Annotated in this window: 11 protein-coding genes; 5 read left to right on the top strand and 6 right to left on the bottom strand. The window is 57.7% G+C overall.

The window, feature by feature from the left end:
- Positions 1-443 precede the first annotated feature (443 nt).
- Both AC0L23_RS33710 and AC0L23_RS33705 read right to left on the bottom strand, forming a co-directional pair.
- A complete protein-coding gene (locus AC0L23_RS33710; protein WP_007596419.1) occupies positions 444-1,130 on the bottom strand; it encodes an HAD family hydrolase in 687 nt (228 codons plus the stop codon).
- Between the two features lie 1,189 nt (positions 1,131-2,319).
- Positions 2,320-2,547, bottom strand: a complete 228-nt coding sequence (locus AC0L23_RS33705; RefSeq protein ID WP_473357965.1) for a hypothetical protein — start codon at positions 2,545-2,547, stop codon at positions 2,320-2,322.
- Positions 2,548-2,755: 208 nt separating this feature from the next.
- Between AC0L23_RS33705 and AC0L23_RS33700 the strand changes: the two genes are divergently transcribed.
- A complete protein-coding gene (locus AC0L23_RS33700) occupies positions 2,756-2,917 on the top strand; it encodes a hypothetical protein (protein WP_157158605.1) in 162 nt (53 codons plus the stop codon).
- Between the two features lie 1,155 nt (positions 2,918-4,072).
- Here AC0L23_RS33700 and AC0L23_RS33695 read toward each other — a convergent pair.
- Complete coding sequence (locus AC0L23_RS33695) at positions 4,073-5,356, bottom strand: NAD(P)/FAD-dependent oxidoreductase (protein ID WP_007596417.1); 1,284 nt, start codon at positions 5,354-5,356, stop codon at positions 4,073-4,075.
- 357 nt (positions 5,357-5,713) lie between these two features.
- On the opposite strand from AC0L23_RS33695, the gene ybgC reads away from it, so the two are divergent.
- Both ybgC and AC0L23_RS33685 read left to right on the top strand, forming a co-directional pair.
- Positions 5,714-6,157 (top strand): tol-pal system-associated acyl-CoA thioesterase, encoded by a 444-nt coding sequence (gene ybgC / locus AC0L23_RS33690; RefSeq protein WP_007596415.1) that lies wholly within the window; start codon positions 5,714-5,716, stop codon positions 6,155-6,157.
- Positions 6,158-6,282: 125 nt separating this feature from the next.
- Complete coding sequence (locus AC0L23_RS33685; protein WP_007596414.1) at positions 6,283-6,564, top strand: hypothetical protein; 282 nt, start codon at positions 6,283-6,285, stop codon at positions 6,562-6,564.
- A gap of 4 nt (positions 6,565-6,568) precedes the next feature.
- Here AC0L23_RS33685 and AC0L23_RS33680 read toward each other — a convergent pair whose 3' ends face one another.
- Entirely contained in the window at positions 6,569-6,772 is a 204-nt protein-coding gene (locus tag AC0L23_RS33680) for a hypothetical protein (protein ID WP_219683517.1), read from the bottom strand.
- A gap of 860 nt (positions 6,773-7,632) precedes the next feature.
- Here AC0L23_RS33680 and AC0L23_RS33675 point away from each other — a divergent pair.
- Together AC0L23_RS33675 and sbmA are read left to right on the top strand one after the other, a co-directional pair.
- The gene (locus tag AC0L23_RS33675; protein WP_035993548.1) at positions 7,633-8,376 is read left to right on the top strand and encodes an outer membrane protein; all 744 of its coding nucleotides are present in this window, start codon (positions 7,633-7,635) and stop codon (positions 8,374-8,376) included.
- A 164-nt stretch (positions 8,377-8,540) separates the two neighbouring features.
- Positions 8,541-9,752 (top strand): peptide antibiotic transporter SbmA, encoded by a 1,212-nt coding sequence (gene sbmA / locus AC0L23_RS33670; protein ID WP_473357964.1) that lies wholly within the window; start codon positions 8,541-8,543, stop codon positions 9,750-9,752.
- Positions 9,753-11,911: 2,159 nt separating this feature from the next.
- On the opposite strand, the gene AC0L23_RS33665 is transcribed toward sbmA, so the two are convergent.
- The gene (locus tag AC0L23_RS33665; RefSeq protein ID WP_369126693.1) at positions 11,912-12,013 is read right to left on the bottom strand and encodes a hypothetical protein; all 102 of its coding nucleotides are present in this window, start codon (positions 12,011-12,013) and stop codon (positions 11,912-11,914) included.
- 291 nt (positions 12,014-12,304) lie between these two features.
- Complete coding sequence (locus AC0L23_RS33660) at positions 12,305-13,039, bottom strand: outer membrane protein (protein ID WP_007596410.1); 735 nt, start codon at positions 13,037-13,039, stop codon at positions 12,305-12,307.
- Positions 13,040-14,065 lie beyond the last annotated feature (1,026 nt).

Genomic DNA, 14,065 nt, shown 5'->3' with positions numbered 1-14,065 from the left:
TAAGCTCGATCTCCTTCAGGCTAGGCTGATTGGCGCGCCATAAAAACAAACACGATCATCGAATATGCGTCAGAGCCAGCGTTCGACGCACGGGGTGAAGTTGCTCTCCGATTCTACAATGTGACGCTTGCCAACACGCTCGACTATCTGGGATCGCTGAGGTCGTAAGAGCGGCAATGTGTGGGTGAGAGATGGGTTATTGTTCGATCTGGCATCGTCAAGCCTCGAGCAGTCCACCGGTGACGACTACAGGCGCCTGGAATGCCGCGAGTGCGGCAGGTACCGGATTACGGGTTCGGTATTGCAGATGCTGGACTCGCGACTGAGTTGAGCCATGCGACGCGTGCGATGTCGAAGGCGGAGTTCGAATCGCCGAGATAAGCTCGTTCAACATGGACGACATGATCAAGGTTTTACAGACGCTGTGCGGTGATCTTCGCCGATCATGATTTGTGCATTCCAAAAAAACCGTAGCTTCGTAAGATTGGCAACAGCTCATGAAGGTTGTTAATCGTGTAGTCTGGATGCGCCGCTTGCAGGCGCGCCTCGGAAACAAATCCCCCGGTAATGGCTATACTTATCAGTCCGAGATTCCGTGCAATATCCGTTTCGATCGGCATATCGCCGATGATGAAAGTTGACGCTGGTTTCAAGTTGTTCTTCTGCATGTATAGACGAAGTCGCTCTCCTTTGCTTGTCGATTTGTATTGCGTGTCGCGGCTTTCGAACGCGAGCACATCGTCGATGCAGTCATTGATTCCAAGTCTTCTCAATTGGTAGCGCAGAGGGTCGACTATATGGTTGCTCACGATGATGGACGAAGCCCCTTCTCGGCGCGCCAACTCCAAGACTCTGCGCGCGCCCTCGCGTAGATCGGCTCTGCCCGCAAGAGCCTCATAGGCGTCGTGAAACATTGCACTCCCATCGCGATCCACCGTCGCAAGCTCGTCTCGCGATAGTCCGAGGCTGCGATAAAGAAGAGACAGCGGAACGTCGCAATGTTCCCGAAGCGTCTTCATGTCGATCGTTGTACGACCAAAGCGATCTAGAATTGCATTGGTGGTTTCGAGCAGTGCGTATGCATCATCGAGCAACGTTCCATTCCAATCGAAGACGAGAACCGGTTTCATGATCTGACCTTAAGCATAGATTCCGTGCGGGTGCCACCGTCGTTCGCCACGTATAGTAGCACCGAACTACTACGGCATGGGCATCGACACACTAGATGAGATGAAATGCTGGCGAGAATGGAGATGATTGACGCCCGCGATCAATCGAGCAAGTTTCATTTGGACTCCTGGGCCGGCGACTGCGAGGCCGTCATGATCGTACGGGCTCTTTTCGGTGTCCCAGCAATCCACGTGCCACCAAAGCCATTTGCGAGCCCCGCTTGAAGAGGGCAAAACCATGTTCTTCGGCTCAGGCGACGGAATACTCGCGCGTTAGTGTCTGGTCTCCGACATTAACGTCTTCAGCCGGATACGGCTGAACACGACAACGCGAAATGTTGAGTATGAAGGAGGCGCCATTCGCAAGTGTTCGCGGGCGGCGCTCCATGGAGACGGGGCCTTTGCGCTGAAGACGCTCCGGTTGGCATGGGGAAGTCGGGCTTCAGCAGGCGACTGCCTGAGCAACACGCGATTTGAGGACCGCGAAGCGATCTTTCGTGGCGAGCACTCGCGGTCCTTGGCAGACTCGAGCTTCGCTGAATGCGCCTCAGGTCCGCTCATCATCCGGCTTGGGGACGCGGCCCTTGGCATCGCACTTATGTCAACGGTTACATCCAACGCACGGGCAGGGCGAAGAGGCTAAAGCCCTCGCACAATTCCCGCCAGAATATCTGCCCGCTTAAGACATTTTCGACCGTAGCAGCGCAGAACCTGCATCGCGTGTCGCGCACGTTACGTCATCCAAAAGCGCACGTTCCTGCGACCTACGGTGATCGCGAATCGCTTCGCAAGACTAGGTGGCCGACAGTTGACGAAAGCAACAGGGGCTCAGACAGAAGAAGTTGAGCTGCTGCAAGAACACGCAAGGCTTAGAAATATGATCTAACCTGGGCATCTCCCTGCCGGGTTAACTTTGTAACTGGCCGCCCGGCAGCGCTCCTGGCAGCCTTATTGTGTTCCGGCTTGTGGACCGTGGAGGATGGTGCGCGTCAAGACTTCGACCCGTTCGGCAATTTGGCGAATTCGCCTCGCCACGTCCTCGACTGCGGTCATGTCCACCGGCTGCGTGCAGGAAATTGAGCTCATCTTCGCGTTAAGGTCCCTCAGCTCAGCCTTGCAGCGATCTAACTCCGCGTTGAGCATCGTAACTTCATTCATCGCCGTTGCCCGTATTGCCGTTGCTTCCGAGAAGATGTTTGTTCGGAGCATGCACCTGATTGCAATCTTTGTCGCGCTCGCGTGGTTCACATGGGTAGGGCATCTCGAAAGGCACAGAACGGCCAACCCAAACACCGACCGGGTCGTTCACGCGCACAGCTGCAAATGGAGTCCCCATAGCCAATTTATATAAAGGAATGAATTTCAATGGCACGCGCATGCGTTCCTCTCAGCAAAGCCCGGGCGACCGGCCGCACTCGCAAGAATCCAAAACGATTTTCGGGCCGCAAAGAGCCAAACGGCTTGGGTCCGTTAGGCGAACCGCCGAAATGCTTAGGCAAACCGCACGAGCGCGAGGCGCGGCGAACGCTGTCTGATGACCTTCGATGGTTCAACCCGGAGCCACCGGACGCTAGTGGCAATGGCAAGTGGGCTGGTTGCGCGGCAAATCGGAGGCGAAGACGTTTGCGAAAGCTCTGAATCTTCTCAGAATGATGCTGAATTCCATTGGCGGCTCGCTGTCCGATGCATCGAAAGTAATGATGCCGGAAGTGGAAGATGCTGAAGACCCGGCCGCGAAATACTTCTAGCTCATTCTCAAGTACTCTCGCCTGAATGGGCATCTCCAAACAAGAGTGTAGAAGCCCGGCTGAACCGGACTTCCGCTGTTGTCGGTCGCTCACTTCGGATTGTGATCTGCCCATACGATCAGACGCCATCGAATGGTGCTTGTGCTGACGTATGCGCATGATTGCTTTGCGGAGGCAATGTGTGGCCTGCTGCAATTCCGATTTCGCGATGACAGCCCGTGCATCGGTAGAGAGCGGCAAAGGGAGCCGCGACTCCCGGCCCCTGATCCTGATCGAAACAGTCGCTGTTAGATTGCGGTAGGTAGTTGGCGTTCTTATAGGTAGCCATTCGACTTCTGTCACTAGAGTAAAGCCGGACTTGACCTCTCGGGGCTTACCGAATGTAATGCTGTTGCTGCTAACATCAGCGTTTGGCCCGCAGTCCGCAGCGTTGCGCGGGCAATCGGGGCCGCCAGTCGCAAGCTGGCGGTTCTCCCCGATTCGTTACGAGCAGTGGAACACGTTTCCCGGCGTGCAACCGCAAATAGCGGAACCTTACGCCGGCTATTCACAGCTTCCTGTGGACAACCTCATTATTCGGAAGAGATTTCGCCGCGCACCGCACGCGCTCGGCGCATGGATTAATTATGACACCCCAACAGAAAGCCGCGCTGGCATCTAGCACTACGATGCCGGGATAAAGCAGGGAGGCGAAGTTGCCCTGTCCATCATAAGGGAGTTTCCAGACGGGTTCAGCGAAACGAAATGACGCAGAACTCGCCTCACAGGCTGGCGCTTCCCTTTCGACCGCCGTGACGGCGACTCATGAGCGCTTCCAGTTTGGAGTGGGCCTTCGCGCTGGTGTCTCGCGATATCGAGAAACCCTTTTAAAGTGCGGCTTCGGTCACTGCCGGCTTTTGCGTTGAGCGCGTCTTCATCGAGCGATCCGTCGGGGAGATGATCCGCCTCCACGGTGCGGACTGGCATTCGGCGGAGAACCGACAGCTCGAGTCATGAACGTCACCCGTCGCAAGCTCGTCGTTTCACCATCCGATCGTCTACCCGAGGTATGCTAAGTTCCATGACGGCGCCCTTGAACACATCATAACAACATCACGAGGACCGGCATGCTTCGAGCGAGGGCAGCTTGTGAAGCCAACCGGGTTGCTGGGGTGATCAGAACCAGGAATCCATCAGGTGAACAAGCTGGGAGCCCGCCGTATAAAACGCCTCCTGCGCTGCACGAAAGCGCTGGGCTTCAACGGCGGTGACCGGCAACGGCAGGTCGTTCTCCGCGATCTGCCCCAATACATACGAAGCCAAAACACTGCCAAACACAGTGCCTGGTGCGATTCCGCGGCCGTTATAGCCACTGAAACCGATGACTTGGCGGTCCAGCTTGTGAAGCCGGGGCAAGTTGTCGGAGGTCATTCCAATCATGCCAAACCAGCCGGTTTCAAACTGGACGCCCCGAAGTCCTGGAAAAAGCTTGTGCAACGATCTTTGGGCCCAAGCGCGGTGAATAGATCGCCCAATCCCCTCAAGCGCACCAACACTGCCAAACACGAGTCGCCCGGAGCGATCGAGACGAAACGAAGAGAGGACTTCTCGAGTGTCCCACACACCCTGCCGCTCAGGCAGGATCGACTTTCTCAGATCATCGGGCAGACATGGCGTGCCAAAGTTGAAATAGGGCAGTTGAATCTGTTCCTGCCGTACCTCAGACCAAAGTCCCTTGCTATAAGCGTCCGTCGCGACGACCACCCAGTCGGCCTCTACAGATCCGCTTTCGGTGCCGACTCTCCAGCGGAAACCATTCTGTTGCGCCATGACGGCCTCACTATGCGTAAATATCCTGGCTCCCATCGCAAGCGCGGCCCGCGCTAACCCTCGCACATAAGCCAATGGCTGTATGGTGCCGGCGCGCTTATCGAGCAGCGCGCCGGTGTAGTCGCCACCGCCTACTTTGCTGCGTGTTGCCTCCGCATTTAGCACCAGGACGGGCGCTCCACGCTTCTGCCACTGTTCGGCACGGGCCTCAACCTCCTCCAAGCCCTTACGTCCGACCGCACAATGCAAGGTGCCGGCACGTTCGACTTCACATTCGATGTGGTGCTTTTCGATGAGCTCGAATACCGTCTGCGGTCCGCGGCCGAGCTGTTCAAGTAACCGTTCTCCAAAAGGCGCGCGGAGCGCGGCCGGAAGCGACTCAGGCATGAGCCACATGCCCGCATTCACGAGTCCGACGTTCCGCCCGGACCCGCCGAATCCTATTTCAGACGCCTCCAAAAGCGCAACACGCGCTCCACCTTCAGCTAGATGAAGGGCCGCCGACAGCCCGGTATATCCACCGCCAATCACGACGATATCCGCTGCAATTTCATCAGTAAGTGGAGCAGTTTGTGGCGCTGGTGGCGCAGTCAGCACCCACAGTCCGTGTGATCGTCGATTGTTTCGCATCCGCCAATCCTCTTACAAGTAGCTTCTTGATCGACCCGAGCTCCAGCAGCCATCGTGAATACCGCTAAGTTCTGGCGGACCTCTCTAGTATCCAAGCGGACCTCCCTAGTATCCAACACTGACGTGCCAGCGCCACACCGGCAGGCAAATCGCAGGCCAAAAGGGCAGTTCGTCATCACCCCGAAGATCAGGCCGAGCTACTAAGTTGTTGATCTGTTGAGGGCACGCGCAGCACCCACGCGGCGGTGCGCCGGAGCTCCGACTGCGCGAACAAAGCCAAAGCCCCTCGGCGCTTGCTCTGGAACGCGCCTTTGTGCGAGACAATGGGTCCCAAAAGGGCAGCAAGGGGACCACACCGTGAGAGCCTCTCTTGATGGCGAAATTCGCGACGGCCGCCATCATATGCAGATCCGGGTCTATTTCGAAGATACCGACTCCGGCCAGATTGTTTATCACGCAAATTTCTTGCGCTTCATGGAACGCGGCAGAACGAACTACTTGCGCCTGCTCGGAACGAATCAGCAAGCATTACTCAAAGAAGCCAAGAACGATGCGCCCGGTGTTGCCTTCGTTGTGCGCTCGATGACGATCGATTTTCTAAAACCGGCGGTCTTGGATGACATTCTTGACGTCGTCACAGTCCCGCAAGAGGTGAGGGGCGCGTCGATTGCCTTGCTGCAGGAATGCAGGCGTGGCGACGATCTCCTGGTCACAGCACGTGTACGGGTAGCGTTTATCTCAGCTGGAAAGGCGCAGCGCATCCCGAAGTCGCTGCGGCTCGCTATGGAAGGGCATAGATAAATCTGCCGCCTCATTCACGCGTTTGCCTTGCAGCGCTCCACCGAAATCAAGTCATCATGGCGGCGTAAGTTAAAGCAAATGGGCTGCGGCAAACCCGGGGCGGCTCAATTGCACAGTCCAGCCGAATGAATCAGAAGCCGGCGAAGAACGAAAATAAATCGGACTTCGTCGGCCGCTTTGGTCACAGCGACCACAGCGAAACCCACGTCAAGGATGACGGGCCGATTGGCGACTGGCGCGGCTATCCCGGCGGCGCTGCCGTGGCGAACTTGCGCGATCGCATTTCGCGGCTCTTCTCAAATGGCGGCACCGTCTCCATTGCCCCATGCTCCATCTGGCTGACGGCAGCGAGGCGGATGGTTTCCGGGCTGCGCGCCAACGCTCGGTGCTCTTGCCACTCCGGATAAAAAATCATGGAAGAGGGCGGAACCGAGCGCGATCATTTTCGACGAGATGGTCAAGACGGTCCAGGAGCCGGCCCAATCGAAGGCGGCCGGCGGCCTCGTCCTTGGGTCTGAAAACATCAAAGGCACGTTTGTCGGATTCATTAGAAGGTACAATCTTTATGTTGTTTTCTGGAATGCGGATCAGCACGATCGAGCGATCGTCATTCACCGTCGCTCAAAGAGGATGGATATCGTCGCGGAAATGCCGCTTACGTTCGAGACCGCGCATCGGCTAGCGCTCTTCATGCCGCGTGCCGTGCCGACAACCACATTGCGCCGGATGCGCCGCCAATCGAATGAAGGGCCGCGCGGCCATTTTCGAAGTTGGTCCGGGCCTCCAATAGGCAAAACTGTTTCGTGGGGCGCCCACTTTATGTCAGCGAGTGCCATGATATCAGAATGGCAACCGGTGGCCTGTGGGCTGCCATACCTTACTTCACCGCTTGAACGCGCGAGGATAGTGCCGTGGCTAATGACGTAGAGCTTCTGATCTCGTATTTCGCGCTTTCGGGGCACGTTTACCCGCTGGGGGCCTGCTGAGGTCACTCCATTCCAATTCAAAGGCAGGGTCGAAGGGGCAGCGCGCGCGGGGTTCAACGGGTTCGGTCTTCACTACGAAGACACGATGGTCGCGCAAAGCAAGATTGGTTTTGCGGAAATGAGACGCATTCTTCAAGACAATGGCATCAAATATCTGAAGATTGAATTTCTGCTCGATTGGTACAGGACTGACGAGAAGCGAATGGAATCCGACAAATTCCGTCAGCAAACTGCTCGATGTCTCCGCCGAACTTGGAATGCGGGATATCAAGGTGGGCCCGGGATTCCAAGAAACGCATGCCGATGTGGCGCTCCGCCCATGGTGGCCTCCGTAAGGGGACACTTGGGAATGATCTGCAACGCAGAACCTAACGCAGCGTCCGGTTCACGCATTTCTTTCGGCACGAATGTTGTGACGCAGCTACAGCAATTCGCGCGCACGTTGTTAAGACGCATGAGGCTCGGGGCACTCAAGACATGAGAGTAGAAATGAAGAACTTCTTGCTTACGACTGTGAGCATTGTGGCGCTTGGCGCAATTGCGTCCGCATCCGGTGCAGACCTGGCTGCGCAGCCCGTCCAACCTCTCTACTCCAAAGCTCCGCCGCCTGTCGCGGCTGCAATTTACGACTGGAGCGGCCTCTACGTCGGTGTGAACGGCGGCTTGGGCTCAAGCTCGAATTGCTGGGACTACAATGGTCGCACCCCTGAGGGCTGTCATGATGCGACCGGCATTACCGTCGGCGGGCAGATCGGCTATCGATGGCAGATCGGCCAGATCGTGCTGGGCGTTGAAGGTCAGGGGAACTGGGCTGATCTGAGCGGATCCAACGTCAGCATTGCGTTCGGCGATGTCGACCAGAGCAAGATTGGTGCGTTCGGTACGATGACTGGGCAGATCGGTTATGCGCTCGACACCGTACTGTTTTACGCCAAGGGCGGCGTCGCAGTGGCGAGCAACACGTATCTAGTCAACTCCGCAGTCACGGGCGCGCAGTTCGCGGGCGCTGATAGCAGCCCTTGGGGTGCTACTGTGGGCGCCGGGATCGAAGTCGGTTTCGCGCCGAACTGGTCGGTAAGCGTCGAGTACGACCACTTGTTCATGCGGGATGCCGACGTGAACTTTGTCGTGGCTGCTGGTTCGCTGGGCGGCGACCGCATCCGCCAGGATTTCGATCTTGTGACTGCGCGGCTCAACTATAAGTTCGGCGGCCCGATTCTGCTCAAATATTGATCTGAAGTCGGACTGGTGAATCGAAGGCCCCGGCTAGACCGGGGCCTTTCAGGCATCGCGCGTGCGACGCGACTGGCGGGTGACCGGAAGTCAGGAACAGTTAGCGAAACCGCGGCGAGTTCATCTTCTGAGCTGAAGTTCTAAGTCGATAAAGGACGGCGAGCATGTTCGTTTCATTCTTCCTTCGACCAAAGTTGTTCTTTGCGTCGTCAATTCTTTGGACGGCGTTGGCGATGGCGTTTTGGTATGTATTTGCCGGCAATCTCTTTCCGGCCCCGGAGAAGCCGGTCGGGCTTGCGACGTTCTGGTCGGCCTCGGCGCTGTGGTTTGATCTCTATTTTGCGCTGACCGTTACGGCGTTCGCGGCGGCATGGATGTTATTTGCCCCGCATCCCTGGGCGACGTGGTCCATTCTTGGTTCGGCGTTGATCCTGTTCACCTCTTACTTTCAGGTCCAGGTCTCGGTCGCGATCAACAGCTGGTATGGACCGTTCTATGACATGATCCAGGCTGCGCTTTCGAAGTCGGCGCCGGTCACGGTCGAGCAGTTCTACAGCGAGTTGTCGACCTTTGCCGGCATAGCGCTCGTGGCCGTCGTGGTCGGCGTGATGACGCGATTCTTCGTCAGCCACTACATCTTCCGCTGGCGTACGGCGATGAACGATTTTTATGTCGCCAACTGGCCGCGGCTGCGCACGATCGAAGGCGCCTCCCAGCGGATTCAGGAAGACACCATGCGCTTTGCCAGCACCATGGAAGGTCTAGGCGTCAATCTCATCAGCGCGGTGCTGACACTGGTGGCCTTCCTGCCGGTTCTGGTGAGGTTGTCCAGTAACGTCACCGAGCTGCCTCTGTTCGGCTCGATTTCCTATCCGCTGGTGTTCGCCGCGGTCATCTGGTCGATCCTGGGCACCGGCGTTCTCGCGCTTATTGGCATCCGCCTGCCCGGAATTGAATTTTTCAACCAACGGGTCGAAGCGGCCTATCGCAAGGAGCTCGTGCTCGGCGAGGATGATACGGCGCGTGCCAATGCGCCGACATTGAGCGTACTGTTTAGAGACATTCGCAGGAATTACTTCCGGCTCTATCTGAACTTCATGTACTTCAATATCGGCCGGATCGTCTATCTGCAGACTGACGTCATCTTTCCTTATCTGCTGCTTGCGCCCACAATCATCGCGGGCAGGATCACCCTCGGCGCGATGAACCAGATCCTCAACGCGTTCAAGCAAGTGCGAACCTCGTTTCAGTATCTCGTCAACTCCTGGAGCACGATCGTCGAACTGATCTCGATTTATCAGCGCCTGCGGAGCTTTGAGGCAAAGATCCACGGTGGGCTACTGCCGTCGATCGAGATAAGGAAGCAAGCCACATGATTCCTATAGCTGTAGGGTGTTGACGGACACCTGACCTTCCGTTCCGCGTCAATCGGTCGCAACGCTGCTGAATTGCTTAAGTTGTGAGAAGGGGCACTCGAGAGAATGGCGCTCGGCGTGGAGGAACTTAGCAGCTGCATATCGGAACCCCCGTGACGTGTTGTTGTGGATGACGGCTAGCGCGCTGTTGCAGCGCGCGGACTGAGGCAAAGGGGCGGCGGATGGCTGTAGGGGCCATTACAGCCGCCGCGGGTAAGCTACAAAGCAGCCGCGTCGCGTTCGACCTCCGGTCGACCCAGCGGGTTCATGACACCGAAGACTTGCTCCGAGAAAACAGCCATGAATCTGATTTTCTCCTGGAAATGGGTTCTCAGAGTCCACACCGCCTAGTTCTACAAATAAGTACCACCGTGTCGTAAGTTCGACAGTGTGAGTCAGACACGCCTCAACGGTGTTGTCCCGCGAGCAATCATAATTGTGTCACACATGGCACCGGACAGTGACTGACTAGCCAGAACGACCATGCGGGATGCTTCAAACTTGATCCGCTCCATGGAATACGGTGCTAAACAGGGGGGTAGGCATTATGTGGGGCGGCGAGCCCTGGTGACCGCCGGATGTGTTGGTGTCCATTCTGGTTCTGGCGGAACGGTAATCGAGCCCAGTGGCACCCAAGCACGTTCTAGCGTCACTGGATCGCGCAGCTGGGCGAAAGTTTCGGTGCGAATATCGAGCCACTCGAACCAGCGATCCTGGACGGCGACAAGCTGGGCTGGCCGGAGCACGCCGAAATTATCTCGAAGAGAAATTCTTATCACCGTAAGCTCAACTGTGAACCGTGCCAGAAGAGTTCAAGATGATGTTGCGTCGTGTTTCAACTACCAGAACCGGGATTTGACAACTCTGAGCCTGCGGACCAATCCGTTTCCGCCGAGCCGGAGCTCTGGCCGTGAACATGACCGCCAGATTGAGCAGCGTGGATTCACAAGCGTGGCTCGCCGACTATAGCAACCGCGCCGCACATCCGGCTCAAAAGGCGCGACGAGCTCCTAAGCCGGAATTGGCGCGATCGGAACAAGCAATCCACTAAGGCTGCCCAATTCACGGCTCGGCGATCCTCACCAAATGCTTTACGAACTTTTGTTGATAGCGTCAGCAAGCGTCGACTTGAAAACCAAAGGACCTATCCGCAGGATGCTTTCTTAAGCCGTCATGCATCCAGAATGAGCGGAGCACGAACTGTCACATTACCGAAACCTAGCTCTTGTACTAAGGCTCGGCCGTCTCCCTTATTCCTCCCGCTCCCTGGAGCGAAGAAGGTTTATTCCGCACGGCTTTCCGGGGGCCACCGGCCAGGCGGGCCGGAGCCGAGGTCGGCCAGATCTCCGTTGTTTTTGGATTAGCGCCATGACACCGAAAACCAAACTATGCGCTTTGTTGCGAGGTGTTCTGGACGATGCGATCGGGATGGTGCCCGAAGCAAACCGGACGTCTTCGTTGAAGGCGTGCCTCGCCGAAAAGGTATTAGCTCTGGCCGCAAAAGGTCACTTGGATCCAACTGTCTTGACGCGTCTCGCGCTACGGAGTCTGCAGGAATCCTGTTGTGGTTGCTACGGGTGCGAACTGCAGAACCCCTTCGAGGTGTGAAGGACCGAGAATGAACTCCAAACCTATTCCCCGCGCTCTGGCGTGGCTGACCGCCTGGGTTTCGGCGGGTTGCAAGGCGACGCGAGATTAGAGGTCTGCCCGGCCATGGAGCTTGCGCCCGGCAGCGATGCCATCTGAGCGCGAGGGTTATGGCGTCCTGGCCGGAGAAACTCGGGTCAGTCCTGCTGTGGATGCCGCCTTGCTTCATCATGAGGTCGCCCGTGTCCGCGGCTTTCACTGACGTCATTGCGCCCCGCCCGCGGCACAGATGGATTTCTCCTCTGTCCGCATCGGCGCTTGGCGCGCGATATCGGCGATGTCGGAGGGCAGGCTGCTCGCCTGCTCGGTTGCCGCTAGTAGCCGAAGCGGGCGAGGCCGAGTGATCCGAAAGATCGGACGGGCCGGTGAGATGTTGGAAAGCCGAGCTGCCTATCGTCCGGGTTCGCGAAGACGCGGATGAGTCGATCTATTATGTCCTCAACGCTTGCAGGCGGACTCTTGCCGTGGCCGCCTCAGCGGAGGCAGCTGTGTTCGACGATCTCGTCTGCCTCGATTGCGACGGCGATGCGCCGCTTACCCTGGCAAGGCGGCAGCCGCAAGCCAAGCAGTATCATTCCCGCGGCATCGACGCAGGTTCCGAGCTCGTCGCCCTTGCGACTACCCCTCTCCACGATTACGGCTGACTTTCGGTGTCGAGTGTGCTCAGCGCTGAGCCGGCGGTTCCCCGCGAAGTGCTGAGCTTGCCGTCCGGAGAAGGAGGGGTCGCAGGCCAGCGAAAGGGGCCGGGATCGCGCAGGCGGCGCTTGAATCTCACGTCGGAATTGCCTGAATGGCCGGGCTCTGAGCGGGCCATGCTTCCCTTCAAATGGCCCCGGCTAGGCCGGGGCCATCGACAGAACTACGGATCAATATTTCAGGAGAATCGGACCGCCAAACTTATAGTTGACCCGTACCGTGATAAGGTCGAGATCCTCGCGGATGCGATCGGCCCCACCAATGTTCCCGCTGAATTTCACCGTGCGGGGCTGGAAGAACAGGTGGTCGTACTCGAAGCCCACCGTCCAGTTCGGTGCGATGCCGTGCTCGAATCCGACCCCCAACACACCGCCCCAAAGAACGTCACTTTTCCTAGCGGCTCCTGCCACGGTCGAGCTGATCTGATGGATGTTGCTCGTGACTGCGGCGCCGCCTTTGCCGTAAAGTACGTTATTCCCAAAGGCATAACCAATCTGCCCCGTCATGAGACCGAACGCGTCAATCTTAGTCTGGTTGGTAGTATCGGAAAACGCGATGCTTTGATTGGACCCGGTCAAATCAGCCCAGTTGCCCTGGCCCTCAACACCCAGCACGATCTGGCCCATCTGCCATCGATAGCCGATCTGGAGGCCCACGCTACCGCCTGTCGGATGATGACAGCCCTCGGGCGTGCTGCCAAGGTACTCCCAACAACTCTCGCCTGAGCTCAGACCACCGTTCACGCCGAAATAGTAAGCACTCCAATCGTAGATTGCAGCCGCGACAGGTCCTGGAGCGGTGGTGTAGAGAGGCCTGATGGGTTGCGCAGGCAGATCAGCACTGAATGCGGGGGCCACCGCAGCAAGCGCCACCGTACTGACTGTCATAAGCAACAAGTTCTTCATTTCTATTCCCATGTCTTGAGTGCCCCCGAGCCGGCTGCGTCTTAACAACGTGCACGCAAATTGCTGTAACTGCATCGCAACATTGGCGCTGGAAGAAATGCGTGAATCAAACGCCGCGTCAGGTTGCGGCGTTGCACATATCTCCAACTCCTTGACATGCCCCTTCGCTTGCGAGCGTAGATCAGCGCGGTGTCCTGCCTCTTGCGCACCCGACAGCTTGACGGCATCGCTCCACGTCGCGACGTAGTAGCGTGGTAGGTCGACGGGGCGCCCGGTAAGTGCGTGTTCCAGCCGTTCGTGATCACGGAGTCCAAGCCATCGTGATCGCCCATTCCAGAGCATCGTGATCACCGTTTCCAGCCGATCGTGATCGCTATTTCAGCGATTGCGATCGGGGGGAACCAGGAGGCGCGCACCGCTGACAGTCTGCAACCCAGCTACCTTGGTCTTTTGCCTAACTCCGACTGCTTCAGCTATGCGAACGCTACAAGCAATGGGCCGGCCCCCTCAAGCCCATCCTGTCCCCAGGTCCATGTCGCCGGCGAGAAGCTGTTCGTCGACTATTCCGGCCAGGCCATGGAGCTGGGTTGACGGAGTACGATACACGCCAGTCCTGCTCCGGCTCCGCGAACGAAACCGTCAAAGCAGGAGCGATCGGTTGGGCTTTCGGTCAGGGGCGGCGCCGACGGAGCAACGAACCCGGAAACTCTCACGCAAATAACCGCACACGTTCTTAATGTGGGTCAGTGGTGTGAGGTCCGCGATAGGATCTCCCGAAATCAGGCTCATAAGTGCCGCGGTTTCGCCCATGGCACAAGTACGGGTCTAATTAGGTTGTGGGCGCGGCCGCGCCGCGGACGGGGCTCTATGAGCCAGCTTGCCGAGCCATGCTGTCTCGGCCCTTCGGATCACGATGCCTCGCGCAAGCCATAAAGTGCTCCTCGCCGGGGGCACTCGGAAAACGGGCTCGCCTGTGGCGAGCGTTATCACGGCCCCGTTCCCGCGTACCGCTCAAACACCGGTGTT

This window comes from Bradyrhizobium sp. MI1.4, assembly GCF_055811315.1.
This window is presented reverse-complemented; position numbering and strand designations above follow the sequence as displayed.

Excerpts from the sequence above, each read along its gene's own strand:
- AC0L23_RS33660 (WP_007596410.1), bottom strand. The coding sequence starts at position 13,039 with ATGAAGAACTTGTTGCTTATGACAGTCAGTACGGTGGCGCTTGCTGCG.
- AC0L23_RS33695 (WP_007596417.1), bottom strand. The coding sequence starts at position 5,356 with ATGCGAAACAATCGACGATCACACGGACTGTGGGTGCTGACTGCGCCA.
- AC0L23_RS33685 (WP_007596414.1), top strand. The coding sequence starts at position 6,283 with ATGAATCAGAAGCCGGCGAAGAACGAAAATAAATCGGACTTCGTCGGC.
- AC0L23_RS33705 (WP_473357965.1), bottom strand. The coding sequence starts at position 2,547 with ATGCGCGTGCCATTGAAATTCATTCCTTTATATAAATTGGCTATGGGG.
- sbmA (WP_473357964.1), top strand. The coding sequence starts at position 8,541 with ATGTTCGTTTCATTCTTCCTTCGACCAAAGTTGTTCTTTGCGTCGTCA.
- AC0L23_RS33675 (WP_035993548.1), top strand. The coding sequence starts at position 7,633 with ATGAAGAACTTCTTGCTTACGACTGTGAGCATTGTGGCGCTTGGCGCA.
- AC0L23_RS33710 (WP_007596419.1), bottom strand. The coding sequence starts at position 1,130 with ATGAAACCGGTTCTCGTCTTCGATTGGAATGGAACGTTGCTCGATGAT.
- AC0L23_RS33665 (WP_369126693.1), bottom strand. The coding sequence starts at position 12,013 with ATGATACTGCTTGGCTTGCGGCTGCCGCCTTGCCAGGGTAAGCGGCGC.